This is a genomic window from Pseudomonas sp. GZD-209 (genome assembly GCF_049310485.1).
Classification (GTDB): domain Bacteria; phylum Pseudomonadota; class Gammaproteobacteria; order Pseudomonadales; family Pseudomonadaceae; genus Aquipseudomonas; species Aquipseudomonas sichuanensis.
In genome coordinates, this window is sequence record NZ_JBMOWQ010000170.1 from 1 (window position 1) to 25,371 (window position 25,371).

The window sequence follows — 25,371 nt, forward strand, 5'->3', positions numbered from 1 at the left end:
AAAATGATAGTGGAAAATTCCCTTCACGAAGCTTATAGCGTGGGAGCGGGCTTGCCCCGCGATGAAGGCGACGCGGTATCAGGCCTGGGCGGCCACGTTCACCGGTGCCGACGGGGTGGCGCTGGCCGGGGCCGCGCTCGGCGCCGGGGCGGCTGTGGCGGCAGGTGCCGCTGCAACCGGCTTGGCTGCCGCAGGTTTGGCCGCAGGTGCTTTCTTGACTGCTGGCTTCTTCGCCGCTGCCGGTTTGGCCGCAGGCTTGGCAGCAGCCGGCTTGGCTGCAGCGGTTTTAACCGCAGGCTTGGCAGCAGGTTTCGCCGCGGCGGTCTTGGCGGCCGGTTTGGCAGCTGCCTTGGCCAGTGGCTTGGCAGCCGTCTTGCTGGCGGCGGCCTTGGACACCGGCGTGACCGAAGCCCCGGTCAGCTTCTCGATCTGCTTGGTCAGCGTGTCGACCTGCTGGTGCAGTGCCTTGATCTCGTTGCGGCTGGGCACGCCCAGGCGCGAGATGGCGCTGTTCAGGCGCTTGTCGAAGGCCTCTTCGAGTTCGCTCCACTTGCCCAGTGCGCGTTCCTTGACGTCCGATACCCGCGAGGTGGTGGCGGACTTGGCCGAGTCGGCTGCCGAGTCGACGTTTTTCTTCGCCTGCTTCTCGGCTTTCTCGCCATCCTTCACCAGCGAATCGAACAGCTTCGGACCGTCCTGGTCGACCTTGGAATAGATACCCAGGCCAGCCAACCAGATCTTGCGGGAGTACTTCTCGATTCCGCCGATCCAGGAGCTGCCTTCTTTTTCGGTGTTCTTCTTGCCAGCCATCCTGCTCTCCTTATGGTTTGTGCGCGACGCGCTCGAGCAGCTCGTGCAGCTGTTCAAGCTTGATGGACAACGCCTCAACGTCATGTTTAGACGGAATGCCGAGGCGATTCAAGGCGCGGCCGACGCGCTCGTCGAAGGCTTTCTCGATTTTGTCCAGCTGGACCTCGACCTTGCCCCGCACGCGGGTCACTTCCTGGCCAGCTTCGTCGAGCTGGTGGTTGGCCGCATCGAGTTCTTTATGGATGCGTTTCTTGCCACGCTTCTCGACGCCTTCACCGGCCTTGACCAGTTCCTTGAAGTAATCGGAGCCTTCCTGGCCGACACGGGCGTAAGCGCCGATGCCCGCCAGCCAGATCTTGCGCGCGTAGCCGCGCACTTCGCCCAGGGTGCCCTGGGCGTCGTCCTGCTTGAGATTCACTTTGGCCATGCTCTGTACCTCATGCTCATTTGGGGAGGGAGGATGAGCCCAGGGTGGTAGGGCTTGAGCGTGAAGGTAGGCGGAATAATTAGAATCCTCACCCTAAGGTGGGGCGATGCGGGGTTAGTGTGTACGGGTATTGTGGGAGCGGGCTTGCCCCGCGATAGCGCCAGCCCCGGCAATCGCTATCGCTCCCCCCTCCCCCCCCCCCCCTTCCCCCCCCCCCCCCCCCCCCCCCCCCCCCCCCCCCCCCCCCCCCCACCCCCCACCAAAGCCTGCTCCCGCAAACAGCAAGGACCTCGCGGCATCAGGCCAGGGCTTTGTCCAGCGCCCGCTCGATCTCGCCCTTGATGGTGCCGCCCATCATCGACAGCATCATGCCCAGCTTGAGCTCGACGCGGATGCTGTCGTCAAAGATATGCACGCTGCCATTGGCGCCGCTGCGGGTCACGTCTACCCGGTCGCCGTTCCAGCTGGCCTTGAGGTCGTATTCGCGGCTGAGCTTGTCCACCAGCGCTTCGGCCTTGGCGCGGGCGGCTTCGCGGCCGAGGGAGTGTTTGCGTTCGACGCTGATCTGGGTCATGCGGGTGTTCCTGCTGATGTAGACATAATCGCCATTATGCCCGCCACCCCGCCACGGCACACCCCGCGAAGACAAATCCGCCCGATGCCCCTAGAATGGCGGTAATTTTTTTCTGGTGAAGCGAAATGACCGACCAGCGCAAAGGCGACCACGCCGAACCCACCACCCACTTCGGCTACCAGGACGTGCCCGAGAGCCAGAAGGCGAAGAAAGTCGCCGAGGTCTTCCACTCCGTCGCCGCCAAGTACGACCTGATGAACGACGTGCTGTCCGGCGGCATGCACCGCCTGTGGAAGCGCTTCACCATCGAGCTGTCCGGTGTGCGCAGCGGCAATCGGGTGCTGGACATCGCCGGTGGTACCGGCGACCTGGCGGCCAAGTTCTCGCGTCTGGTCGGCCCGACCGGCCAGGTGGTACTGGCCGACATCAACGAATCGATGCTCAAGGTCGGCCGTGACCGCCTGCTCGACCGTGGCGTGGCCGGCAACATCGAGTTCGTCCAGGCCGACGCCGAGAAGCTGCCGTTCCCGGACAACCACTTCGACTGCGTGACCATCGCCTTCGGCCTGCGCAACGTGACGCACAAGGACGAAGCCATTCGCTCGATGCTGCGCGTGCTCAAGCCCGGTGGCCGGCTGTTGATCCTGGAATTCTCCAAGCCCACCAACAAGCTGATGTCCAAGGCCTACGACGCCTACTCGTTCGCCTTCATGCCACTGGCCGGCAAGCTGATCACCAACGACTCCGAGAGCTACCGTTACCTCGCCGAGTCGATCCGCATGCACCCCGACCAGGAAACGCTCAAGAGCATGATGGTCGAGGCTGGCTTCGACCGCGTCACCTACCACAACATGACCAGCGGCATCGTCGCCGTGCACCGGGGGATCAAACCCTGATGCTCCTGGCCGGCCTTCTCGCCAGCGTCGAACACGGCCTCAACCGGGTCCTGCGCATGGACAGCACGGCACTGCCGCGGCTGGCCGCGCTGGAGGGCCAGGTCATCGAGATCGACTGCGTGCAGCCGGCCCTCAAGCTGTTCGTGCTGCCCGATGAAGAAGGCCTGATGCTGGCCGCCCACTGGGAGGGCGAGGTCGATTGCACCCTGCGCGCCCCGGCCGGGCGCCTGGCCCAGTTGGCCCTGAGCAAGGACAAGAGCGCCGTGCTGCACAGCCCGCAGGTCGAACTGCACGGTGACAGCGCGGTGCTGCTCGACCTGGTCGCGGTGCTGCAGGACCTGGAACTGGACTGGGAACACGAGCTGCAACGCTGGCTCGGCCCGGTACCCACCGCGCTGCTCGCCGGCCACGTGCGCCTGCGCGCGCGCTGGACCAGGCAAGGCCTGGCCCGTTTCAGCCAGAACCTCTCCGAATACCTGGCCGAAGAGTCCCGCACCCTGGTCGGCAAACGCGAAGCCGAAGCGGCATTCAGCGAACTCGATGCGCTCAAAGTCGACATCGAACGTCTCGAGGCACGCCTGCGCCGCCTCGCCCACACTCTTGATACCAGCGATAACGCATGAAGCTGCTCGCCGTCCGCCGTCTGTTGCGCATCCAGCGCGTCGTGATCCGCTACCGCCTCGATGACCTGCTGTTCGAACAGCCCCTGCTGCCCTGGTGGCTGGCCAGCCTGCGCCTGCTGATGCCTTGGCGCTGGCTGCCGCGCAAACCCCTCGAGCTGAGCCGTGGTGCGCGCATGCGCATGGCGCTGCAGGACCTGGGGCCAATCTTCATCAAGTTCGGCCAGCTGCTGTCCACCCGCCGTGACCTGCTGCCCACCGACATCGCCGATGAGCTGATGCTGCTGCAGGACCGGGTGCCGCCGTTTGACCCGCAGCACGCCGTTGCGCTGATCGAAGAGCAGCTGGGGGCCAAGGTTGGCGAAGTGTTCAGCCGCTTCGACGTCGAGCCGCTGGCCTCCGCTTCGGTAGCCCAGGTGCATGCCGCACGCCTGAAAAGCGGCGAAGAAGTGGTGGTCAAGGTGGTGCGCCCGGGCCTGAAGCCGGTGATCGCCCAGGACCTGGCCTGGCTGTTCCTGATCGCCAAGGCCGCCGAGCGCGCCTCGGCCGATGCCCGCCGCCTGCACCCGGTAGAGATCGTCGGCGACTACGAAAAGACCATCTACGACGAGCTCGACCTGCTGCGCGAGGCGGCCAACGCCAGCCAGCTGCGGCGCAACTTCGAAGGTTCGGAGCTGATGTACGTGCCCCAGGTGTACTGGGACTTCTGCCGGCCCAAGGTGCTGGTCATGGAGCGCATCTACGGTGTGCCGGTCACCGACATGGCCACCCTGGCCGACCAGCGCACCGACATGAAGCTGCTGGCCGAGCGCGGTGTCGAGGTGTTCTTCACCCAGGTGTTCCGCGACAGCTTCTTCCACGCCGACATGCACCCGGGCAACATCTTCGTCAGCACGGTCAAGCCGTGGAGCCCGCAGTACATCGCCATCGACTGCGGCATCGTCGGCAGTCTCACCGCCGAGGACCAGGACTACCTGGCGCGCAACCTGATCGCCTTCTTCAAGCGCGACTACCGCCGCGTGGCGCAACTGCACATCGATTCGGGCTGGGTACCGGCGCAGACCAAGGTCAACGAGTTCGAAGCGGCGATCCGCACCGTGTGCGAGCCGATCTTCGAAAAACCGCTCAAGGACATCTCCTTCGGCCAGGTGCTGATGCGCCTGTTCCAGACCGCCCGGCGCTTCAACATGGAAGTCCAGCCGCAACTGGTGCTGCTGCAGAAGACCCTGCTCAACATCGAAGGTTTGGGCCGCCAGCTGTACCCCGACCTGGACCTGTGGAGCACCGCCAAGCCGTTCCTCGAACGCTGGATGCGCGAGCGCATGAGCCCCAAGGCGGTGTTCGGCAACCTGTACAGCCAGGCCGAGCAACTGCCGCACCTGGCCGACATGACCCGCGACCTGCTCGAACGCCTGTCGCAGCCGCACCTGCACGACCCGCAACTGCCCGAGCGCCGTCGCCAGGGCGACAACTGGGCGCTGCGCCTGCTCGGTGCCGGCCTGCTGGCCGGCGGCGCCACGCTGGCCGCCGGCGCCGTGAGCCTGAGCGCCCCGGCGGCGTGGCCGGCCTGGTTGATGCTGGCCGCAGGCTTGTACCTGATCGTGCGCCGATAGCCAGCCGCGCGGCTGGCTGGCACACTAGCGCACAGGGGCCCGGTACGGGAGCGGGCCCGGTTTGGAGTCGACGATGAAAGACTGGCTGGACGAGATCAAGTGGAACAGCGATGGCCTGGTACCGGCCATCGCCCAGGACCACAAGACCGGGCGCGTGCTGATGATGGCCTGGATGAACCGTGAATCCCTCGTGCTGACCGCCGCCGAAAACCGCGCCATCTACTGGTCGCGCTCGCGGGGCAAGCTGTGGCGCAAGGGCGAAGAGTCGGGCCATGTGCAAAAACTGCACGAAATGCGCCTGGACTGCGACGCTGACGTGATCATCCTGATGGTCGAGCAGTTGGGCCATATCGCCTGTCATACCGGCCGCGAAAGTTGCTTCTACCGCGTCTTCGAAGACGGCCAGTGGAAAATCGTCGATCCGGTCCTCAAGGACCCGGACGCCATCTACAGCGCAGGACACTGAACATGAGCGACACGCTGAACCGCCTCGCCGAGGTGCTGGAAGAACGCAAGCACGCCGCCCCCGACAGCAGCTATGTGGCCAGCCTCCATCACAAGGGCCTGAACAAGATCCTCGAGAAACTCGGCGAAGAATCGATCGAGACCATCATCGCCGCCAAGGATGCCGCCGCCAGCAAGGATTACAGCGATGTAATCTATGAGACCGCCGACCTGTGGTTTCATAGCCTGGTCATGCTCAGCGCGCTGGGCCAGCACCCGCAGGCAGTGCTCGATGAGCTGGATCGCCGTTTCGGCCTGTCCGGCCACGACGAGAAGGCGGCGCGACAGCCGTCTGCCTGAATGATTGCCTGGGGGCGCTTTGCGCCCCTTTCGCGGCGCAAGGCCGCTCCTACAGGGGCCTGCGTCGCTTGAACGATTCGCTATCCCCTGTAGGAGCGGCCTTGTGTCGCGAAAGGGATGCAAAGCAGCCCCCAGGGCCCGAAAGACAGACACACATTTTCAGGAGTTTGAGATGGGCATTTTCGACTGGAAACACTGGATCGTCCTGCTGGTCGTCGTCGTGCTGGTGTTCGGCACCAAGAAGCTGAAGAACTTCGGCAGCGACCTGGGCGAATCGATCAAGGGCTTTCGCAAGGCCATGAACGAAGAAGAAACCAAGCCGGCCGAGCAGACCCCGCCGCCCGCCCAGCCCGTGCCACCGGTGCAGAACACCGCGCAGCAGGCCCAGGGCCACACCATCGAGGGCCAGGCGCAGCCGGTCCAAGAGCCGCAGCGGAAAGACTGACCCATGTTCGGCATCAGTTTCAGTGAGCTGCTGCTCGTCGGCCTGGTCGCCCTGCTGGTGCTCGGCCCCGAGCGCCTGCCGGGCGCCGCGCGCACCGCAGGCCTGTGGATAGGCCGGCTCAAGCGCAGCTTCAACGCGATCAAGATGGAAGTCGAGCGCGAAATCGGCGCCGACGACATCCGCCGCCAGCTGCACAACGAGCACATCCTGCAGATGGAACAGGAAGCCAAGCGCATCCTCAATCCACTGGCGCCGCCTGCCGCCCAACCCGGCACTGATGCATCCGCAGCACCCGCAGCACCCGCCGCCGACGCAGCGCCGACGCCACCTGCCGCTGCGCCGCAACCCTCCGAGCCGCCACCACCGCCGCGAGCCCCATGAGCGATAACCCGGAAAACGACCAGCCGATGCCGCTGGTTTCGCACCTGACCGAGCTGCGCACCCGCCTGCTGCGATGCGTCGCCGCCATCTTCCTGATCTTCGCCGGGCTGTTCTCCTTCGCCCAGCAGATCTACACCCTGGTGTCGGCGCCGCTGCGCGCGCACCTGCCGGCCAACGCAACGATGATCGCCACCGACGTGGCCTCGCCGTTCCTCACGCCGTTCAAGCTGACCATGATCGTTTCGCTGTTCCTGGCGATCCCGTTCATCCTCCAGCAGATCTGGGGCTTCATCGCGCCCGGGCTGTACCGCCACGAAAAGCGCATCGCCATCCCGCTGCTGGTGTCGAGCATCTTCCTGTTCTACGCCGGCATGGCCTTCGCCTACTTCCTGGTGTTCCCGCTGATCTTCGGCTTCTTCGCCAGCGCCACCCCCGAGGGCGTGTCGATGATGACCGACATCGCCAGTTACCTCGACTTCGTCATGACCTTGTTCTTCGCCTTCGGCGTGGCCTTCGAGATCCCGGTGGCCGTGGTGCTGCTGGTGTGGATCGGCGTGGTCGACGTGCAGTACCTGAAGAAGATCCGCCCGTACGTGATCATCGGCTGCTTCGTGGTCGGCATGGTACTGACGCCGCCGGACATCTTCTCCCAGACCCTGCTGGCCGTGCCCATGTGGCTGCTGTTCGAGATCGGCGTGCTGTGCGGCAGCCTGATCCGCAAGCGCAGCCACGAACACGACGAACACAACGAAGACCACAACGACCAACCGCCAGCGACCCAACCGTGAACCTGTTGCTTCTCGAAGAGGCCGACTTCGTGTCGGCCGACCGCGTCATCCTCGCCGACCGCCGTTTCACCCACATGCAGGAGATCCACGGCGTGGCGGTGGGCGACAGCCTGCGCGTCGGGCGTATCAACGGCTTGATGGGCAAGGCCGAGGTGGTCCGCCTCGAAGGCCATGAGGCCGAGCTTCAGGTGGCCTTCCACCAGCCGCCACCCGCCAAGCTGCCGCTCACCCTGGTGCTGGCCGTGCCCCGGCCGAAAATGCTCCGCCGGCTGTTCCAGACCATCGCCACCCTGGGCGTTGAGCGGCTGATCCTGGTCAACAGCTACAAGGTCGAGAAGAGTTTCTGGCAGACGCCGTTCCTCAACCCCGAAACGATCCGGGAAAACCTCATCCTGGGCCTGGAACAGGCCCGCGACACGGTCTTGCCGGAAGTCATCATCGAAAAACGCTTCAAACCATTCGTCGAAGACCGCCTGCCCGCCATCGCTGCTGGCACCCTCGGCCTGGTCGGCCACCCCGGCCCCTACCCGGCCTGCCCGCGTGCCGTGGAAGGCCCGGTAACCCTGGCGATCGGCCCCGAAGGCGGCTGGATCCCGTATGAAGTCGACCTGCTGCACAAGGCCGGCCTGGCGCCGGTGCAGCTGGGTGATCGCATCCTGCGGGTCGAGACGGCTGTCACTGCCCTGCTTTCGCGAATTTTCTGACAAACGGGTCAGCTTTCGCCCATCAAGTTTCCCCGACGCACGCCGATGGCCTTTGCAACAGAACAATAATCCGCACTGCCACGCGCCGGGGAGTCGTCTATGTACCGTTGGTTTGCCCAGTCACTGGGGAATGTAAGCGTCAATCGCAAGTTGGGGATCGGCTTCGGCCTGGTACTGCTGTTCACCCTGGGCATCACCTTCACCGGGTGGATGGGGATCGACAGCGTGACCAGCCGGGGCGACAAGCTCGGTAATATCTCGGTCATCCACCAGTACACCCAGGACCTGCGTATCGCTCGCCAGCACTATGAGCGCAACCGCGACGAGGCCTCGGTGGCCGAGCTGGAAAAAGCCCTGGCCAACCTCGAACGCCAGGTACAGCTGATGCTCGGCCAGATCGAGCTCCCCGCCGACCGCCAGCGCCTGGACCAGCAACAAGGCGCCGTACGCGAATATCAACAGGCCTTCGCCGAGCTCAAGCAGGCCGGCCAGCGCCGCGAAGCCAGCCGTGGCCTGCTGGGCGACAGCGCCGACAAGGCCGCCGCATTGATCGGCAAGGTCGAGCAGCGCCTGCTGCAGGCCGGCGATATCCAGCAGTATCAGCAAACCGTGGAAACCAGCGCCTTGCTGCAGCAGGCGCGCTTCCAGGTGCGCGGCTACACCTACAGCGGCAAGGCCGAGTTCCAGCAGACCGCCCTCACCGCCATCGACCAGGCCACGGCCGTGCTCAAGGCCTTGCCGGCCAAGCTCCCCGCCGAATACGCCGCCAGCCTCGACGATGCCGCCGAGGCCCTGGCCGCCTACCGTGACGCAGTGAACCAGTTCGGCAGCGCCCAGTCCGCCAGCGAACAAACCCTGCAGCGCATGGCCGCCCAAGGCCAACTGCTGATCAGCACCAGCCAGGAAATGACCCTGTCGCAAACCAAAGTCCGCGACCAGGGCACCCAGCAAGCCAAGACCCTGCTCGCCGGCGCCACCGCCCTGGCGCTGCTGCTGGGTGTGCTGGCCGCCCTGGCCATCACCCGGCAGATCATCGTGCCCCTGCGCCAGACCCTGACCGCCGCCGAGCGCGTGGCCAGCGGCGACCTCAGCCAGGACCTGCAGGCCGACCGCCGCGACGAGCTGGGCCAGCTGCAGGCCAGCATGCAGCGCATGACCCAGGGCCTGCGCCAGCTGATCAGCGGCATCGGCGACGGCGTCACGCAGATCGCCAGCGCCGCCGAGGAGCTGTCGGCGGTGACCGAACAGACCAGCGCCGGGGTAAACAACCAGAAGGTCGAGACCGACCAGGTGGCCACCGCCATGAACGAGATGGCCGCCACCGTGCAGGAAGTGGCGCGCAATGCCGAGCAGGCCTCGGAAGCGGCACTGATGGCCGACCAGCAGGCCCGCGAAGGCGACAAGGTGGTGACCGAGGCGATTACCCAGATCGAACGCCTGGCCCACGAAGTGGTGAACTCCAGCGAAGCGATGAACCAGCTCAAGGCTGAAAGCGACAAGATCGGCAGCGTGCTCGACGTGATCAAGTCGGTGGCGCAACAGACCAACCTGCTGGCGCTCAACGCGGCCATCGAAGCCGCCCGTGCCGGCGAAGCCGGGCGCGGTTTCGCCGTGGTCGCCGACGAGGTGCGTAGCCTGGCCCAGCGCACCCAACAGTCGACCGAAGAGATCGAAGAGCTGATCGCCGGCCTGCAAAATGGCACCCAGCGCGTAGCCAGCGTGATGGACAACAGCCGCAGCCTCACCGACAGCAGCGTCGAGCTGACCCGCCGCGCCGGCGGCTCGCTGGAAACCATCACCCGCACCGTCTCGTCGATCCAGGCGATGAACCAGCAGATCGCCACGGCTGCCGAGCAGCAGAGTGCGGTGGCCGAGGAGATCAACCGCAGCGTGATGAACGTACGCGATATCTCCGACCAGACCTCCGCCGCCAGTGAAGAGACCGCCAGCTCCAGTGTCGAGTTGGCGCGGCTGGGCACCCACCTGCAGGGCCTGGTCGCCAAGTTCAGGCTGTAACGCCCGGCGTGGCCGGGCCCCAATGGGGGTACCCGGCCACGACTTCTCCTATGCGTCGAAGGGAATCCTCCTACGCCATTCACAGGTACAGTCTTACGCCTCCCCGGCCGATGAGCAGGATGTATACGCCCCGCGTCACGCAGGGCGCCCTCATCGCCGGAGACTCACCATGCTCGGACCGCTCAACCGCATGCTCGGCCACCTCAGCGTGCGCCTCAAGCTGGCCATGGGCTTTGCCCTGGTCCTGCTGCTCACCCTGCTGACCACCCTGACCGGCTGGCAGGCCCTGGGTGATGCCATCGACCGCTCGGAAAAGCTCACCCAGATCGCCCAGCTCAACGAGCTCAGCAAGGACCTGCGCGCCGAGCGCATCACCTTCCGCGTGCTCAACGACGATCAGAGCCGTACCCAGCTTGCCCAGACCATCAAGCAGCTCGAAGCCTTGATCGAAACCATGCGCCCACGCTACCTGTCCCCGGAGAACGTGCGCCTGATCGCCGAGAAGCGCGACTTGGTTGAGCGCTACCGGGGCGACTTCGAAAAGCTGCAGCAGGCCGTGGCAACACGCCAGCAGCACCACGCAGCCCTGCAGCAGCAGGAGTCCGAACAGGACCAGCACATCAGCGCCCTGCAAGGTGAACTGGTCAAGCGCTTGAGCCAGCTCGACCAACCGGCCGCCCAGGGCCAGGCACTCACCCTGATCGATACGCTCAACCGCCATGTGGAAATGGCCAACCAGCGCGCCGCCATCCCGGCCTACTACAGCGACCCGCTGCAAGCTTTCGAGGATGTCGGCCAACCCGCCATGGATGCAGCGCAAGCCACGCTCGGGCAACTCGATCAGCTGATAAAGCGCCTGGGCCTGGATGAACGCCTGAGCGCCGCCGTTGCCGCCGGCCTGGCCCGCTACCGCGAGCAGCTGCGCCAGTACGCGCGCTCAGCGATCGCCGTGGAGTTGCTGCAGAACGACATGGAGCAGTTGGGCGACCAGATCACCACCAGCAGCCGCGAACTCAGCGACAACCAGATCGCGCTGCGCGACGAACAGGCGCTGGCCTCACGCAGCCTGATGACCAGCGTCGCCCTGCTGGCCCTGTTGATCGGCGGCTTGGCGGCCTGGCTGATCAGCCAACAGATCACCGTGCCGCTGAAACAGACCTTGCGTCAGGCCGAACGCATCGCCAAAGGCGACTTGAGCCAGATAGACGAGGTCACCCGCAGCGACGACCTTGGGCAACTGCAGGGCAGCATGCGCACCATGACCCTGAGCCTGCGTGAGCTGCTGGGCGGTATCGACCATGGCGTCACCCGCCTGTCGCAAGCGGTGGACGAGCTGGCGACGGTCAGCGAGCAAACCCAGCACCGGGTCGGCCAGCAGAAGGAAGAGACCGACCAGGTGGCCACGGCGATGAACCAGATGAGCGCCACCGTGCAGGAAGTGGCACAGAACGCCGAACAGGCGTCGCAGGCCGCAACCACCGCCGATCACCAGGCACAGCTGGGCGACCAGGTGGTGGGCCAGGCCATCGAACGCATCGAGCAGCTCGCCGGGCAGATGGAGCACTGCCAGCAGGCCATGGCCCACCTGGCCGAGGAGAGCCAGCGCATCGGCTCGATCCTCGATGTGATCAAGTCGGTGTCCGAGCAGACCAACCTGCTGGCACTCAACGCGGCTATCGAAGCCGCGCGGGCTGGCGAGGCAGGGCGCGGCTTCGCCGTGGTCGCCGACGAGGTGCGTGGCCTGGCCCAGCGCACCCAGCAGTCGACCGAAGAGATCGAACAACTGATCGGCAACCTGCACAGCGGCACCGAGCAGGTCATGGGGCTGCTCGACGACAGCAAGCGCCTCACCGGGCAGAGCGTCGAGCTCAGCCGCAGGGCCGGTGAAGCGCTCGGGCAGATCACCGCGACCGTTTCGACCATCCAGGGCATGAACCAGCAGATCGCCACGGCCAGCGAAGAGCAGAGCGTGGTGGCCGAGCAGATCAACCGCAGCGTGATGAACGTGCGCGATGTGTCGGACCAGACCAGCACGGCCAGCGAGCAGACGGCGGCGTCCAGCGTTGAATTGGGGCAGTTGGGGCGGGAATTGCGGGGGATGGTGGGGAGGTTCAGCTTGTAACGCAGGCAACCTCGGGGGGGGCGGCGATGCGCCGCTGCGGCTTGGCCCGCGATCGAACCAGCATTATCTGCTGGGCCCATCGCGGGGCAAGTCGCAGCGGCGCACCGCCGCTCCCACGGTTGAGCGCGCTTATAACACCTGGCGCAGGAAGGCTTGCGCCCGTGGGTCCTTCGGCGCGTCGAAGAACTGCCCGGGCGGCGAATCCTCGAGCAGCTTGCCGTGATCGAAGAACAGCACCCGGTCGGCCACTTCACGGGCGAAGCCCATTTCGTGGGTCACGCAGACCATGGTCATGCCCTCTTGGGCGAGGGTCTTCATCACGTCCAGCACCTCGCCGACCATTTCCGGGTCGAGCGCCGAGGTCGGCTCGTCGAACAGCATCACCTTGGGCTCCATCGCCAGGGCGCGGGCAATCGCCACCCGCTGCTGCTGACCACCGGACAGGCGCGACGGGAACTCGTTGGCCTTCTGCGAAATGCCGACCTTTTCCAGCAGCGCCCGGGCCTTGGCTTCACGCTCGGCCTTGCCGCGCTTGCGCACCACCTTCTGTGCCAGGCACAGGTTTTCCAGCACGGTCATGTGCGGGAACAGGTTGAAGTGCTGGAACACCATGCCGACTTCGCGGCGGTAGGCGTTGATGTCGGTCTTCGGGTCGGCCAGTTGCAGGCCATCGATGGCGACATGGCCCTGGTCGAAGTGTTCCAGGCCGTTGAGGCAGCGCAGGAAGGTCGACTTGCCCGAACCGGACGGGCCGAGCACCACCACCACTTCGCCCTTGGCGACCTGGGTGGTGACGTTGTCCACCGCGCGCACCACCTGGCCACGGGTGTCGAAGACTTTCAGCAGGTCACGGACTTCAATCACTTTGCGCAAGCCTCCGCTCGAGCCGGCTGGCGATGTGCGACAGCGGCAGGTTGATCAGCAGGTACAGGCCTGCCACGCAGAACCAGATTTCGAAGGTCGAGAACGAAGTGGTGATGGCTTCGCGGCCGCTCTTGGTCAGCTCGGTGATGGCGATCACCGACACCAGCGAGGTGTCCTTGACCAGGCTGATGAACTGCCCGGCCAGCGGCGGCAGCACGCGCTTGAACGCCTGCGGCAGGATCACGTGGCGCATCGACTGGGCGCCGTTGAGGCCCAGCGAGCGTGCCGCCTCGTTCTGGCCCTTGGCGATCGACTGCACGCCGGCACGGACGATCTCGGCCACGTAGGCGCCAGTGAACAATGCCAGCGCCGCCACCCCGGCGAACTCGCGGCTCAGGTTGAGCACGGTGCCGATGAAGAAGTAGAAGATGAAGATCTGCACCAGCAACGGCGTGCCGCGCACCAGTTCGACGTAGACCGTGGACAGGTCACGCAGGGTCGGGTTGTTCGACAGCCGGCACAGCCCGGCAAACAGGCCGATCAGCAGGCCCAGGGCGCCGGAAATCACCGACAGCCACAGCGTGGTCCACAGGCCCCAGGCCAGGGGCCCCGCGGCCCAATGGCGGGTGACGCCGATGGCATCGCCTTCGGCGACGTCGTCGCCACGGGCCAGCAGCATGCTGTCCTTGGCCACTTCGATCACCTGGGTGTCGCCGCTTTCATCCTTCAGGGTGACCCGGGCGTTGTCGCCGGACACCACGATTTCCTCGACCGTGCCTGGGTTGGCGGCACGCTGGGTTTCCTCGGCCTTGTAGGCGAAGTATTGCGGAACGCGGTTCCAGCGCCACTCATAGGAAATCATCGAGGTGGCCATGTACAGGCTGAACGCCAGGCCCAACAGGACCAGCGCGGTCAGCCCATGCCAGGGCCACTGTGCTTTCTTGTGTTTGATCACGTGGGGTACTTCCGTAAATGCGAAACGCGCAAGGTGGGCTTCTGTGATGGCCAGTGAGGTTGCGTAAGCTTCTTCGCGGGTAAACCCGCTCCCACAGGGTTTGGCGATGCCTGTGGGAGCGGGTTTACCCGCGAAGAGGCCGTCGAACACAACCACCATCCTCGACCAACCACCCTCAGCACCACCTGCGCGTCGGGGTCAAAGCCTGGGCTTGTGGCCTGGGCCTTATTCCATTTCCTTCAGCCAGTCCTTGTTCTTGAACCACTTGTCGTGGATACGATCGTAGGTCCCGTCATGCTTGATCTGGTGCAGGAAGTTGTTGATGAAGTTGATGCTGTCGTAGTCGCCTTTCTTCAGGCCGAAGGCCAGCGGCTCGTAGGTGAAGGGTTCTTCGAGGAACAGCAGCTTGCCGGCGCCGGCCTTCTCCACCGCCACCACGTTGTACGGCGCGTCGTAGACGAAGGCGTCAGCCTTGCCGTTGACCACGTCCATCACCGCTTCCTGCTCGTTGTCGTAGCCGTGGTACTTGGCTTTGCCGATCAGCTTCTTGGAAACCATCTCGCCGGTGGTGCCGAGCTTGGAGGTGATGCGGTACTTCTCGTTGTTCAGGTCTTTGTACGACTTGATTTCGCCCGCCAGTTCCTTGCGGATCAGCAGGGTCTGGCCGACCACGATGAAGGGTTCGCTGAAGTTCAGCCGCAGGTTGCGCTCTTGAGTGAGGGTCATGCCGCTGCCGATGAAGTCGAACTTGTCGGTGAGCAGGGCCGGGATGATGCCGTCATAGGCGGTGGAGACGGTCTCCAGCTTGACGCCCATGGACTTGGCCATGGCCTTGAGGATATCGACTTCGAAGCCGATGATATCGCCGCGCTTGTTGGTCATCTCGAACGGCATGTAGGTCGGGTCCATGCCGACCCGCAGGGTGCCGCGCTTGACCGCGTCGTCGATGGCGCCGGCCTGGGCGGCGGTTACCGCGATGAGGGCGGTGGCACCGACCAGCAATCGCGACAGGTATTTCTTCATCATCACCAAGTCCCCTAGCAAGAAGTACGCAAAATTCTTTTTGTATGCACGGCCTGACAGACCGATGCGTAATGTCGCGTAGGATGCTAACGCATGCGCGGGCTGGGACCTAGCGCTCGGGGGGACTTTGTTGGCCAAAATCGGCCTGAAAAGCATCGCGGGGCAAGCCCGCTCCCCCACACATGGCACGGGGGGGGGGGCTTCCCCCCCGGATGGCAAAGAGCTCGCTGGGGTACACCCCCTTTCTGGAGGTGGCAGCTTGCTCTCCCCCCCCCCCCGCGATGGTGCTACAGCGAATCAAGCCAGGGCTGGCTGTGCCTGGCTCTCCGGATGCAACGGCAGCAAAGGCGAGTGCGGGTCGTTGTCGATCGACGCACGCCACACATCGATCCACGCCGCATTGTGCTCGGCCCAGACCTGCCCGTGCAGGCGCGACAGCGCCACCGGGTCGCTCAGCAAGGCCAGGCGGGTGTTGCCGTCCAGGCCTTTAGGGCCCACTTCCAGCGCCTTGGCCACGCGCTCGTCACGCAAGGCTTCGATCGCAGCGGACTGGCCATGGCGCGCAGTGGCCATGGCGCAGGCCAGGGCGTTCTGGCGCGGGTCGACCACGGCGCGGACGAAGCCGTCGTGCAGGGCGTGCCAGCGGTTCTCGTGGGTGTACTGGTCGGTGGCCAGCAGCTCCTGCGGCGTGGCGTACTCCTCGGGGATGAGGAACAGCTTCTCGTCCTTGGCCGCCAGTCCCAGGCGCGTGCGGCTGGAGATCACCGACACCGGGATCGACAGCAGCAGCGAGCCAACGATAGGCGCCAGCCACCACAGGAAGCTTGGGTTCAGCCAGGCCACCAGGGCGGCCCAGGCAAAGCCCAGCAGGGTCTGCGGGCCGTGGCGACGCACCGCTTCGCTCCACGGCGTGGAGTCGTCGTCACGCTGCGGCGAGTTCCAGGTCGCGGCCCAGCCAAGGAACGCGGCCAGGACGAAGCGGGTGTGGAAGATCATCCGCACCGGCGCCAGCAGCATGGAGAACAGCATCTCCATCAGCATCGACAGGGTGACCTTGATGCGCCCGCCAAACTCGGTGGCGCCCTTGGCCCAGATCAGGATGACGCTGAGCAGCTTGGGCAGGAACAGCAGCACGATGGTGGTGGAGAACAGCGCGATGGCCTTCTCCGGGTGCCACTGCGGCCACAACGGGTAGAGCTGGAACGGCTCGATGAAGTACTGCGGCTCCATCAGGGTGTTGGTCGCCAGCAGCGCGGTCGACAGCACCAGGAACAGGAACCACAGCGGCGCCGACAGGTACGACATCACCCCGGTGAGGAACACCGCACGGTGCACCGGGTGCATGCCCTTGACCAGGAACAGGCGGAAGTTCATCAGGTTGCCGTGGCACCAGCGACGGTCACGCTTGAGCTCGTCGAGCAGGTTCGGCGGCAACTCTTCGTAACTGCCCGGCAGGTCGTAGGCAATCCACACGCCCCAGCCGGCACGGCGCATCAGCGCGGCTTCGACGAAGTCGTGGGAGAGGATGGCCCCTGCGAAGGCGCCCTTGCCGGGCAACGGCGCCAGGGCGCAGTGCTCGATGAAGGGTTTCATGCGGATGATCGCGTTGTGGCCCCAGTAGTGCGACTCGCCCAGCTGCCAGAAGTGCAGGCCGGCGGTGAACAGCGGGCCATACACGCGGGTGGCGAACTGCTGCATGCGCGCATACAGGGTGTCCATGCCCGAGGCTTTCGGCCCGGTCTGGATGATGCCGGCGTCCGGGTTGGCCTCCATCAGGCGCACCAGGCTGCTCAGGCACTCGCCGCTCATGACGCTGTCGGCGTCGAGCACGACCATGTACTTGTACTCGCCACCCCAGCGACGGCAGAAGTCGTCGAGGTTGCCGCTCTTGCGCTTCACGCGGCGACGGCGACGGCGGTAGAAGATGCGGCCGAAGCCCTTGGCCTCACGGCACACGTCCAGCCAGGCCTGCTGTTCGGCCACGGCGATGTCGGTGTCGTTGGTGTCGCTGAGCACGAAGAAGTCGAAGCGGTCGAGGTTGCCGCTGGCAGCCACCGACTCGAAGGTGGCGCGCAGGCCGGCGAACACCCGTGGCACGTCTTCGTTGCAGATCGGCATCACCAGCGCGGTGCGTGCTTCGGTAGGGATCGGCTCGTTGCCGGCACTGCTGCCAGAGATGCGGTACTTGTCACGCCCGGTGAGCAGCTCGAGGAAGCCCATCAACGCGGTCCAGAAGCCCGCCGAAACCCAGCAGAACAGGATGCCGAAGAGAATCAGGATGGAGGTCTGCAGCGCGTAGGGCCACACCTGTACCACGGTGTCCCACAGCGGCTGGTGCAGCACTTCCTCGAGGTCGACGAACGACCAGCCCTGGTACGGCAGGATGCCCTTCATGTACCAGCCGGCGACGATGGTCTGGCCAATCATCAGGGTCAGCAGGATATAGCGGCGGATCGAGCCGACCGTGCGCCAGCGCGCCGGCGGCAGCTCGCGCTTGGGCGGCTGCGGGGCGTTGGTGCGGCCGGTCATGCGTCGCCACATGCGGATCAGCACGTTGGTGCGCCATGGCTCGGGCACGACCTTGGTGCGCTTGATCGGCGGGGCGATCTTCAGGCACAGCCGCCCGCTGCCGTCGACGCCGAGCATCTCGGCTTCTTCCAGCTCGGCGGCGCTGCCGACGGTAAGGCGGGAACCCACCGAGGCCTGCACGGCCTCGGCGGTGCCGGCGGCCGGGTTGGCCGCCAGACGTTGGTGCAGCTCGTTGAACGAGGTGCAGCTGGCGAGTTCCGCGCGCTGCTCGTCGCTCAGGGGGAGGTGGGCCAGGTATTCGCCAAGCGATTCCGGCCTTGCGCTTGAGTTACTCATCGGCAGGCAACTGATAGCTCCAGGTCTCGGTCAGCACTTTTTCGGTGGTGGCCGGGGTACCGGTGGTGGATGCCGCGTCGGCGGCGGGTTGCTCGGCCTTGGCTTTCTCGGCCTTGGCCTGGGCGTGCTTGGCCGCAGCCTTGTCCTGTTTGGTTTCCTTGGCGGGCTTCGGTTGCTCGACCGGAACGTCACGCAGCAGCGCGGCGCGCATCTCGGTGGCCTTCTTCGGATCCTGCACCTTCAGGCGCAGGGTGAGACGCCAGCCTTTGGTCTCGGGGTTGTAACGCAGGTTGTTCTCGACCACTTCGGCGTTGTCGCCGACGCTGACCTGGCTGCGCACGGCGGTGTCTGCCGGCAGTGCCGCCAGGTTCGGGCCGACGAAATCGACCAGCAGGGCGACGCTGCCGTCGGTCTGGCGGATCAGGTTGGACTGCTTGACGTCACCGGCGGAACGCAGGGTCTGCTTGACCCAGCCCAGTTCCTGGGAGTGCAGCTGGTCTTCCTTGATGGTCCAGCGCAGGCGGTAGTCGTATTCGAACGGCTTGCCTGGCTCAGGCAGGGTTTCCGGGCTCCAGAACGCAACGATGTTGTCGTTGGTTTCGTCGGCGGTCGGGATCTCGACCAGGTCGACGGTGCCTTTGCCCCAGTCGCCTTTCGGCTCGATCCAGGCGCTCGGGCGCTTCTCGTATTCGTCGTCGAGGTCTTCGTAGTCGCTGAAGTCGCGCTGGCGCTGCAGCAGGCCGAAACCACGCGGGTTCTCGACGCTGAAGTTGCTCACGGCCAGGTGTTTCGGGTTGTTCAGCGGGCGCCACAGCCACTCGCCGTTGCCGGCATGGATCGCCAGGCCTTCGGAGTCGTGCAGGGCCGGGCGGTAGTTCATGATCTTCGACGGCTGGTTGGGGCCGAACAGGTACATGCTGGTCAGCGGGGCAACGCCCAGGCGGCTGACGTGGTCACGCAGATAGACGCGCGATTTGACGTCGACCACGGTGTCTTCACCCGGACGCAGGGTGAGCTTGTAGGCACCGGTGGAGCGCGGCGAGTCGAGCAGTGCGTAGATCACCAGATGCTTGTCGGTCGGCTTCGGCTTTTCGATCCAGAACTCGGTGAAGCGCGGGAATTCCTCACCCGACGGCAGCGCGGTGTCGATGGCCAGGCCACGGGCCGACAGGCCATAGCGGTGGCCCTTGCCGACCACGCGGAAATAGCTGGCGCCCAGCAGGGTCATGATCTCGTCTTGCTTGTCGGCCTTGTTGATCGGGTAGAGCACCCGGAAGCCGGCGTAGCCGAGGTTCTTGGTGGCGTCGGGATCATGCGGCACGTCACCGAACTCGAAGCGGCTCGGGTCGTACTTGATCTCTTCGACTTTCTTGGCGCTGATCTGGTTGATCTTGACCGGCGTGTCGAAGTGCATGCCCTGGTGGTAGAACGAGAGCTTGAACGGCGTCTTGTCCTTGGCCCACTCGGCCTTTTCCTGCAGGAAGCGGATCTTCTGGTAGTCGGCGTACTTCATGTCGCGGAACACCGGCGGCAGGTTGCTCTTCGGTGCTTCGTACTTCTGGCCGGCCAGATCCTTTGCCTTGGCTGCAACATCATCCAGATTGAATGCCCACAACTGGCCCGCGCTCATCAGGCCGACCAGCGCGACGCCGGCGATCATCGCCTTGCGCAGCCGAGTGCTGGGGATTCTTGGTGCAAAACTGGGGCTTACAATCACGAGCAATCCTCGCCGAAAACAGATCATGAAACCAACGGCCAGCGACCAATGCCGGGTTGGCGAGCACTGTTCGGACCCCGTGAGGGCGTAATGATTCCCCAAACGGATCCAGACAATACTCGGGTCAAAGTGAAACGAACCTGCGAACGCAGGTTCAAGCAGCGCGCGATTATCCAGCAGGTCGCGTTACAACGCATCAGGCTGGAGTAACTATTTATCGTACAAAACCCCTTGTTTTCCTACAAACAAGGGGTTTTTTGACCTCATATTTGTAACATAAATGTTACCGGGCCATCATTCACCAGATGCACCTGCATGTCTGCACCGAAACGACCGCTCGCCACCTCGGAGTGCTGGCGCTGTGCCTGCTGCAAAAGATAGTCGAAAAGCTCGGCACCGAGGGCCGGCGGCGCGGCCGTCGAAAAGCTCGGGCGCATGCCATTGCGGGTGTCAGCGGCCAGGGTGAACTGCGACACCAGCAGCAAACCGCCGCCGACATCCTTGAGCGAGCGGTTCATCTTGCCCTGCTCGTCACTGAATACCCGATAGTTAAGCAGCTTGTGCAACAGCTTGTCGGCGTGCTCGGGCGAATCTTCAGGCTCGACCGCGACCAGCGCCAGCAGGCCCTGGTCGATGGCGCCGACGATCTCCCCGGCCACTTCGACCCGGGCGCCGCGCACGCGCTGAATCAGGCCCTTCATGCCTCTTCCAAAGGCAGGTCGAGCAGGCGCCGGGCCATCTGGTCGGCGGCACGCACCAGGGCGTCGGTGATGCCTGGCTCGGAGGCAGCGTGGCCGGCATCGCGAATCACCTTGAGCTCGCTGTTCGGCCAGGCCTGGTGCAGTTCCCAGGCGTTGTCCAGCGGGCAGATCACGTCGTAGCGGCCATGCACGATCACCGCCGGCAGGTGGGCGATCTTCGGGATGTCGCGGATCAGCTGGTTTTCTTCGAGGAAGGCGTTGTTGGTGAAGTAGTGGCATTCGATGCGGGCGATCGACAGCGCTCGCTGCGGTTCGGAGAAACGGTCGACGACCAGCGGGTTCGGGCGCAGCGTCGCAGTGCGGCCTTCCCAGGTCGACCAGGCCTTGGCGGCGTGCATCTGGGCGATCTGGTCGTTGCCGGTGAGGCGCTTGTGGAAAGCCTTGACCAGGTCGCCACGCTCTTCCGGCGGGATCGGCGCGATGTAGTCCTGCCAATAGTCGGGGAACAGGCGGCTGGCGCCTTCCTGGTAGAACCAGCTGATTTCCTGCGGGCGGCACAGGAAGATGCCCCGCAGGATCAGGCCGTGGACGCGCTCGGGGTGGGTCTGGGCGTAGGCCAGGGCCAGGGTCGAGCCCCAGGAGCCGCCGAACAGCACCCACTTGTCGATCCCCAGGTGCTCACGGATACGCTCGAGGTCTTCGACCAGGTGCCAGGTGGTGTTGTTCTCCAGGCTCGCATGGGGCGTGGAACGGCCACAGCCGCGTTGGTCGAAGGTGATGATGCGGTACAGGTTGGGGTCGAAATAGCAGCGGCTCTGGGCATCGCAACCGGCGCCCGGGCCGCCGTGGATGAACACCACCGGCAGACCTTCCGGCGAACCGCTTTCATCGACATACAGCACATGCGGCGCTTCCACGGCCAGATCGTGCCGGGCGTAGGGTTTGATCTGCGGGTAGAGGGTCTGCATTGCGCACTCCGTGTGAGGAATTATTCTGCCGTTGGGCATCATAAACCTGAATTGCGCGAAGAGCATGTGTCCGTGTGAATCGTCGGGGTTTTGGGGTTGTTGGCGATGGGGGTGCAGGTGGAGCGTGATGCCTGGGAGGGTATGGTTTGAGATTGCGTCAGGGCTGGCAGGTGTCCGACGAGGGTTCTGCAGCGCCCTCGAGATCGAGCGCCGCCCGCGCGGCGCTTCGCGGGTAAACCCGCTCCCACAGTTTGTTTCGGGCCAGTCTTTCCTGTGCCATCACCTGGTCAGCCTTGTTGGTACGACGCGGTTTCAGTGTGGGCGTTACCGCCGCCCCACATGACTCAAGGCATGCACCAAGGCAGGCGCCGGTACTTTCACAGGAGTAACTGGCCCGAAACAAACTGTGGGAGCGGGTTCACCCGCGAAGCGCCGCGCGGGCGGCGCTCGATTTCATAGGCGCTGAAAGGGTCGTGGCGAGCACCTGCCAGCCCTGACGCGGTCAACCGCCCTACCCTCGCGAACCACCCCGGTACCGCTCCTCACCCCACGCCAACACCGTCTCCAACAGGCGCTTGAGCACCACCTGCGTCAGCTGCGCCAGATCTTCGCGATATCCGAACGGCTCCACCTCATTCATATAGGTGCACTGCCCCAGTTCCAGCTGCACGGCATGGATGTGATTGGCCGGATCACCATAGTGGCGAGTGATGTGCCCGCCCTTGAAGCGGCCATTGAGCACATGGGTGTAGGCCGGAAACTCGGCACAAACACCCTGCAGCCGCTCAGCCAACACCGGATCGCAACTGGCGCCATTAAAGGTCCCCAGGTTGAAATCCGGCAACTTGCCGTCAAACAGATGCGGTATCACCGACCGAATCGAGTGCGCATCCCACAGCAACGCATAACCAAACTCCTCACGCATCCGCGCCAGCTCACGACGAATCGTGTCGTGGTACGGCCGCCAGATCTGCTCCAGGTACACGGCCCGCTGCTCGACGCTGGGCGCCTGGCCTTCCTTGAACAACGGCTCCCCCTCGAACAGCGTCGCCGGATACAACCCGGTAGTAGCCCCGGCGTACAACGGCTTGTCGTCATCCGGCCGGTTCAGGTCGATGACGAACCGCGAATACTCCGCCGCCACCACGCTGGCCCCCAACTCGCGGGCAAAGTCGTACAGCTGCGGAATATGCCAATCGGTGTCGGGCAGGCTACGCGCCGCGTCGACCAGGCCATCACGCACGGCGTCGGTCAGGCCAAGCCCGGCATGGGGCATGCTGATCAACAACGGCAGGCGGCCCTGGTGGAAACTCAATACCTTGTCCATGTCGCCTCGCTCAGTGGGTTATCTCGTGACCCAGGCGCACCACGCGCTTGGGCAGGTCGCCGCCGAGCCAGTAGCTGAGGTCGGCGGGGCGCTCGATCTGCCAGGCGACGAAGTCGGCGACCTTGCCGGCTTCCAGCGAACCATGGGTGTCGCCCAGGCCCAGTGCCGTGGCGGCATGCACGGTGACGCCGGCCAGCGCCTCTTCCGGGGTCATGCGGAAACAGGTACAGCCCATGTTCAGCATCAGGCGCAGTGACAGCCCCGGCGAAGTGCCGGGGTTGAGGTCACTGGCCAGGGCAATCTTCACCCCATGGCGGCGCAGGGCCTCCATGGGTGGCAGCTGGGTTTCACGCAGGAAGTAGAAGGCCCCCGGCAGCAGCACGGCGACGGTGCCGGCCTCAGCCATGGCGATGGCGTCTTCCTCGGTCATGAACTCCAGGTGGTCGGCCGACAGCGCCTGGTAACGCGCCGCCAGGCTCGAGCCATGCAGTGACGACAGCTGCTCGGCATGCAGCTTGACCGGCAGCCCCAACGCTCGCGCCTTGATGAACAGGCGTTCGACCTGGGCCGGGGAGAACGCCAGGTGTTCGCAGAACGCATCCACCGCATCCACCAGGCCCTCGGCCGCCAGCGCCGGGAGCATTTCGTCGCAGATGTGGGCAATGTAGTCGTCCGCCCTGCCCGCGTACTCCGGCGGCAGCGCATGGGCCGCCAGGCAAGTGCTGCGCACGGTCAGTGGCAGCGACTCGCCCAGGCGCCGGGCCACGCGCAGCATCTTGCGCTCGTTGGCCAGGTCCAGGCCGTAGCCAGACTTGATCTCGAGCGTGGTGACGCCATCGCGCATCAGCGCCAGCACGCGCTGCCGGGCACTGGCGAACAGCGCGTCCTCGCTGGCCGCGCGGGTGGCCCGCACGGTGCTGGCGATGCCGCCGCCCTGGGCGGCGATCTCGGCATAGCTGACGCCCTGCAGGCGCTGCTCGAACTCACCGCTGCGGTTGCCACCGAAGACCGCGTGGCTGTGGCAGTCGATCAAGCCGGGGGTGACCCAGGCATTGCCCAGGTCCACCGTGCGCTCGGCCGCAACCGGCGGCAGTTCACCCCGTGGGCCGATCCATTCGATCAAGCCGTCGTGGGTGACGATGGCCGCGTCCTCGATGATCGAGTAACGGCCCTCGGCCATGGTTGCTGCATGGCAATGCTGCCAGAGGGTTCTCATTTGCAATCTCCTGAACTAGCGGTGCAGCTCGGCCGGTGCCTGGGCCGACCCGCCCTGCCCTGCGCGCGGCTTGCACCACAGCAGGTAGGACGCGACCAGGAACACCACCCAGATCACGCCGACGATCAATGCCGCCTGGGTATCCGGGAAGTAACCGAGCACACCGAAGATGAACACCATGAAGGCGATGGCCAGGGCCGGGCCATAGGGCCAGAACGGTACCGGGAACTTCAGTTGCGCCACCTGCTCACGGCTCATGCTGCGACGCATGGCCACCTGGGTGACCAGGATCATCAGCCACACCCACACGGTAGCGAAGGTGGCGATGGACGCGATCAGCAGGAACACGTTTTCCGGGATCAGGTAGTTGAGCAGCACGCCGATCAGCAGCGCCCCGCCCATGACGACCACGGTCATCCACGGCACGCCGTGCTTGGACAGCTTGCCGAAGCCACGCGGCGCCTGGCCGTGCTGGGACAGGCCGTACATCATGCGGCCAGCGCCGAAGATGTCGCTGTTGATCGCCGAAATGGCTGCCGAAATCACCACGACGTTGAGCACCGCTGCCGCCGAGCCAATCCCCAGGTTGCTGAAGATCTGCACGAACGGGCTGCCTTGGCTGCCGATCTGTGGCCAGGGGTACAGGCACATCAGCACGAACAGGGTCAGCACGTAGAACAGCAGGATGCGCAGCGGCACGGCGTTGATCGCCTTCGGGATGACGCGTTGCGGGTCTTTCGCCTCACCGGCGGTAACGCCGATGATCTCGATGCCGCCGAAGGCGAACATCACCACGGCGAACGAGGCGATCAGGCCGCTGACACCATTGGGCATGAAGCCGCCATGCTCGAACAGGTTGCTCACGCCGACAGCGTGGCCTGTGCCCACCTGGCTGAAACCGAAGGCCATGATGCCTAAGCCTGCGAGGATCATCGCGACGATGGCGCCGACCTTGAGCAGCGACAGCCAGAACTCCATCTCGCCGAACACCTTGACGTTGCACAGGTTCAGGCCGCCGATCAGGAACACGATGCCCAGTACCCAGATCCAACGGGCGACTTCGGGGAACCAGAAGCCCATGTAGATACCGAAGGCGGTCACGTCGGCGATGGCGACGATGACCATCTCGAACGCGTAGGTCCAACCGAGGATGAAGCCAGCCATGGGGCCGAGGTAGGTACTGGCATAGTGGCCGAAGGAGCCGGCCACCGGGTTGTGCACGGCCATCTCGCCGAGGGCGCGCATGACCATGAAGACAGCGGCGCCACCGATCAGGTAGGCCAGCAGCACGGCTGGCCCGGCCATCTGGATGGCCGAGGCGGAGCCGTAGAAAAGCCCGGTACCGATTGCCGAACCGAGCGCCATGAAACGGATATGCCGGGCAGATAGCCCGCGGGTGAGGCCTTGAGCTTGTTGCATGTCACGTCCTTATTGTTGTTCTGGTCGTGAATTCGAAAGGGGCTGCGGACAGCCCATCGGGGGGGGGGGGGGGGAGAAGAAGCAAGGCGAAGTAAAAGAGGAGAGAGATGCTCATA

General features: G+C 65.0%; 23 protein-coding genes and 2 pseudogenes. 12 read left to right on the forward strand and 13 right to left on the reverse strand.

Translation table 11 applies throughout. The annotated features are described in order from the left end of the window. Nucleotides 1-105: 105 nt before the first annotated feature. From ACO6VM_RS19080 to ACO6VM_RS19090, 3 genes and pseudogenes are all read right to left on the reverse strand, one after another. Nucleotides 106-810: pseudogene (locus ACO6VM_RS19080) on the reverse strand (phasin family protein); the annotation flags it as partial. A 10-nt stretch (nt 811-820) separates the two neighbouring features. After that, entirely contained in the window at nt 821-1,237 is a 417-nt protein-coding gene (locus tag ACO6VM_RS19085) for a phasin family protein (RefSeq protein WP_125465847.1), read from the reverse strand. 298 nt (nt 1,238-1,535) lie between these two features. Then, nucleotides 1,536-1,811, reverse strand: a complete 276-nt coding sequence (locus ACO6VM_RS19090; protein WP_110994133.1) for a polyhydroxyalkanoic acid system family protein — start codon at nt 1,809-1,811, stop codon at nt 1,536-1,538. Between the two features lie 125 nt (nt 1,812-1,936). Here ACO6VM_RS19090 and ubiE point away from each other — a divergent pair, with 125 nt between their 5' ends. From ubiE to ACO6VM_RS19150, 12 genes and pseudogenes are all read left to right on the forward strand, one after another. Next, nucleotides 1,937-2,707 carry a bifunctional demethylmenaquinone methyltransferase/2-methoxy-6-polyprenyl-1,4-benzoquinol methylase UbiE gene (gene ubiE / locus ACO6VM_RS19095; protein WP_390965779.1) on the forward strand — a complete coding sequence of 257 codons (771 nt, stop codon included), beginning with the start codon at nt 1,937-1,939 and terminating at the stop codon, nt 2,705-2,707. Further along, nucleotides 2,707-3,330 carry a ubiquinone biosynthesis accessory factor UbiJ gene (locus tag ACO6VM_RS19100; RefSeq protein WP_125465848.1) on the forward strand — a complete coding sequence of 208 codons (624 nt, stop codon included), beginning with the start codon at nt 2,707-2,709 and terminating at the stop codon, nt 3,328-3,330. Before ubiE ends, ACO6VM_RS19100 begins: the two co-directional genes overlap by 1 nt. Further along, nucleotides 3,327-4,940, forward strand: coding sequence for a ubiquinone biosynthesis regulatory protein kinase UbiB (gene ubiB, locus ACO6VM_RS19105; protein ID WP_390965777.1), 1,614 nt, complete (start codon nt 3,327-3,329; stop codon nt 4,938-4,940). The genes ACO6VM_RS19100 and ubiB overlap by 4 nt, the downstream gene beginning before the upstream one ends. Before the next feature lie 73 nt (nt 4,941-5,013). Further along, a complete protein-coding gene (hisI, locus tag ACO6VM_RS19110; protein WP_110994129.1) occupies nt 5,014-5,406 on the forward strand; it encodes a phosphoribosyl-AMP cyclohydrolase in 393 nt (130 codons plus the stop codon). A 2-nt stretch (nt 5,407-5,408) separates the two neighbouring features. Beyond that, the gene (locus ACO6VM_RS19115; RefSeq protein WP_422403653.1) at nt 5,409-5,744 is read left to right on the forward strand and encodes a phosphoribosyl-ATP diphosphatase; all 336 of its coding nucleotides are present in this window, start codon (nt 5,409-5,411) and stop codon (nt 5,742-5,744) included. A gap of 172 nt (nt 5,745-5,916) precedes the next feature. After that, nucleotides 5,917-6,189, forward strand: coding sequence for a twin-arginine translocase TatA/TatE family subunit (locus tag ACO6VM_RS19120; protein WP_028688374.1), 273 nt, complete (start codon nt 5,917-5,919; stop codon nt 6,187-6,189). A 3-nt stretch (nt 6,190-6,192) separates the two neighbouring features. Beyond that, complete coding sequence (gene tatB / locus ACO6VM_RS19125) at nt 6,193-6,570, forward strand: Sec-independent protein translocase protein TatB (protein WP_322359546.1); 378 nt, start codon at nt 6,193-6,195, stop codon at nt 6,568-6,570. Continuing rightward, nucleotides 6,567-7,358, forward strand: a complete 792-nt coding sequence (tatC, locus tag ACO6VM_RS19130) for a twin-arginine translocase subunit TatC (protein WP_401055545.1) — start codon at nt 6,567-6,569, stop codon at nt 7,356-7,358. Before tatB ends, tatC begins: the two co-directional genes overlap by 4 nt. Further along, nucleotides 7,355-8,062, forward strand: coding sequence for a 16S rRNA (uracil(1498)-N(3))-methyltransferase (locus ACO6VM_RS19135; protein ID WP_125465851.1), 708 nt, complete (start codon nt 7,355-7,357; stop codon nt 8,060-8,062). Before tatC ends, ACO6VM_RS19135 begins: the two co-directional genes overlap by 4 nt. A gap of 210 nt (nt 8,063-8,272) precedes the next feature. After that, nucleotides 8,273-9,223, forward strand: a pseudogene (locus tag ACO6VM_RS19140) (methyl-accepting chemotaxis protein); the annotation flags it as partial. Nucleotides 9,224-9,364: 141 nt separating this feature from the next. Beyond that, nucleotides 9,365-10,078: a methyl-accepting chemotaxis protein gene (locus ACO6VM_RS19145; RefSeq protein ID WP_422403657.1), complete on the forward strand. Its 714-nt coding sequence runs from the start codon at nt 9,365-9,367 to the stop codon at nt 10,076-10,078. Nucleotides 10,079-10,247: 169 nt separating this feature from the next. Beyond that, nucleotides 10,248-12,200: a methyl-accepting chemotaxis protein gene (locus ACO6VM_RS19150; RefSeq protein WP_401055548.1), complete on the forward strand. Its 1,953-nt coding sequence runs from the start codon at nt 10,248-10,250 to the stop codon at nt 12,198-12,200. A gap of 129 nt (nt 12,201-12,329) precedes the next feature. Here ACO6VM_RS19150 and ACO6VM_RS19155 read toward each other — a convergent pair whose 3' ends face one another. The 10 genes from ACO6VM_RS19155 to ACO6VM_RS19200 form a co-directional block, all read right to left on the reverse strand. Further along, nucleotides 12,330-13,064 carry an amino acid ABC transporter ATP-binding protein gene (locus tag ACO6VM_RS19155; RefSeq protein WP_401056105.1) on the reverse strand — a complete coding sequence of 245 codons (735 nt, stop codon included), beginning with the start codon at nt 13,062-13,064 and terminating at the stop codon, nt 12,330-12,332. Next, a complete protein-coding gene (locus tag ACO6VM_RS19160) occupies nt 13,057-14,019 on the reverse strand; it encodes an amino acid ABC transporter permease (RefSeq protein WP_390965764.1) in 963 nt (320 codons plus the stop codon). Before ACO6VM_RS19160 ends, ACO6VM_RS19155 begins: the two co-directional genes overlap by 8 nt. 225 nt (nt 14,020-14,244) lie before the next feature. Further along, complete coding sequence (locus tag ACO6VM_RS19165; protein WP_422403658.1) at nt 14,245-15,042, reverse strand: transporter substrate-binding domain-containing protein; 798 nt, start codon at nt 15,040-15,042, stop codon at nt 14,245-14,247. A gap of 297 nt (nt 15,043-15,339) precedes the next feature. Further along, the gene (gene mdoH / locus ACO6VM_RS19170; protein ID WP_422403654.1) at nt 15,340-17,907 is read right to left on the reverse strand and encodes a glucans biosynthesis glucosyltransferase MdoH; all 2,568 of its coding nucleotides are present in this window, start codon (nt 17,905-17,907) and stop codon (nt 15,340-15,342) included. Continuing rightward, nucleotides 17,900-19,624: a glucan biosynthesis protein G gene (locus ACO6VM_RS19175; protein ID WP_390965761.1), complete on the reverse strand. Its 1,725-nt coding sequence runs from the start codon at nt 19,622-19,624 to the stop codon at nt 17,900-17,902. Before ACO6VM_RS19175 ends, mdoH begins: the two co-directional genes overlap by 8 nt. Nucleotides 19,625-19,887: 263 nt before the next feature. Next, entirely contained in the window at nt 19,888-20,325 is a 438-nt protein-coding gene (gene dtd / locus ACO6VM_RS19180) for a D-aminoacyl-tRNA deacylase (RefSeq protein WP_401055552.1), read from the reverse strand. Continuing rightward, nucleotides 20,322-21,293 (reverse strand): prolyl aminopeptidase, encoded by a 972-nt coding sequence (gene pip / locus ACO6VM_RS19185; protein WP_153787269.1) that lies wholly within the window; start codon nt 21,291-21,293, stop codon nt 20,322-20,324. Before pip ends, dtd begins: the two co-directional genes overlap by 4 nt. Nucleotides 21,294-21,804: 511 nt before the next feature. Further along, nucleotides 21,805-22,620, reverse strand: coding sequence for an N-formylglutamate deformylase (gene hutG / locus ACO6VM_RS19190; protein ID WP_422403655.1), 816 nt, complete (start codon nt 22,618-22,620; stop codon nt 21,805-21,807). A gap of 10 nt (nt 22,621-22,630) precedes the next feature. After that, complete coding sequence (gene hutI / locus ACO6VM_RS19195; RefSeq protein ID WP_422403656.1) at nt 22,631-23,836, reverse strand: imidazolonepropionase; 1,206 nt, start codon at nt 23,834-23,836, stop codon at nt 22,631-22,633. Between the two features lie 15 nt (nt 23,837-23,851). Continuing rightward, complete coding sequence (locus ACO6VM_RS19200) at nt 23,852-25,255, reverse strand: amino acid permease (protein ID WP_125860800.1); 1,404 nt, start codon at nt 25,253-25,255, stop codon at nt 23,852-23,854. Nucleotides 25,256-25,371 lie beyond the last annotated feature (116 nt).

Coding starts and splice junctions, on each gene's coding strand:
- ACO6VM_RS19085 (WP_125465847.1), bottom strand. CDS start 1,237: ATGGCCAAAGTGAATCTCAAGCAGGACGACGCCCAGGGCACCCTGGGC.
- ACO6VM_RS19090 (WP_110994133.1), bottom strand. CDS start 1,811: ATGACCCAGATCAGCGTCGAACGCAAACACTCCCTCGGCCGCGAAGCC.
- ubiE (WP_390965779.1), top strand. CDS start 1,937: ATGACCGACCAGCGCAAAGGCGACCACGCCGAACCCACCACCCACTTC.
- ACO6VM_RS19100 (WP_125465848.1), top strand. CDS start 2,707: ATGCTCCTGGCCGGCCTTCTCGCCAGCGTCGAACACGGCCTCAACCGG.
- ubiB (WP_390965777.1), top strand. CDS start 3,327: ATGAAGCTGCTCGCCGTCCGCCGTCTGTTGCGCATCCAGCGCGTCGTG.
- hisI (WP_110994129.1), top strand. CDS start 5,014: ATGAAAGACTGGCTGGACGAGATCAAGTGGAACAGCGATGGCCTGGTA.
- ACO6VM_RS19115 (WP_422403653.1), top strand. CDS start 5,409: ATGAGCGACACGCTGAACCGCCTCGCCGAGGTGCTGGAAGAACGCAAG.
- ACO6VM_RS19120 (WP_028688374.1), top strand. CDS start 5,917: ATGGGCATTTTCGACTGGAAACACTGGATCGTCCTGCTGGTCGTCGTC.
- tatB (WP_322359546.1), top strand. CDS start 6,193: ATGTTCGGCATCAGTTTCAGTGAGCTGCTGCTCGTCGGCCTGGTCGCC.
- tatC (WP_401055545.1), top strand. CDS start 6,567: ATGAGCGATAACCCGGAAAACGACCAGCCGATGCCGCTGGTTTCGCAC.
- ACO6VM_RS19145 (WP_422403657.1), top strand. CDS start 9,365: ATGAACGAGATGGCCGCCACCGTGCAGGAAGTGGCGCGCAATGCCGAG.
- ACO6VM_RS19150 (WP_401055548.1), top strand. CDS start 10,248: ATGCTCGGACCGCTCAACCGCATGCTCGGCCACCTCAGCGTGCGCCTC.
- ACO6VM_RS19165 (WP_422403658.1), bottom strand. CDS start 15,042: ATGAAGAAATACCTGTCGCGATTGCTGGTCGGTGCCACCGCCCTCATC.
- mdoH (WP_422403654.1), bottom strand. CDS start 17,907: ATGAGTAACTCAAGCGCAAGGCCGGAATCGCTTGGCGAATACCTGGCC.
- dtd (WP_401055552.1), bottom strand. CDS start 20,325: ATGAAGGGCCTGATTCAGCGCGTGCGCGGCGCCCGGGTCGAAGTGGCC.
- pip (WP_153787269.1), bottom strand. CDS start 21,293: ATGCAGACCCTCTACCCGCAGATCAAACCCTACGCCCGGCACGATCTG.
- hutG (WP_422403655.1), bottom strand. CDS start 22,620: ATGGACAAGGTATTGAGTTTCCACCAGGGCCGCCTGCCGTTGTTGATC.
- hutI (WP_422403656.1), bottom strand. CDS start 23,836: ATGAGAACCCTCTGGCAGCATTGCCATGCAGCAACCATGGCCGAGGGC.
- ACO6VM_RS19200 (WP_125860800.1), bottom strand. CDS start 25,255: ATGCAACAAGCTCAAGGCCTCACCCGCGGGCTATCTGCCCGGCATATC.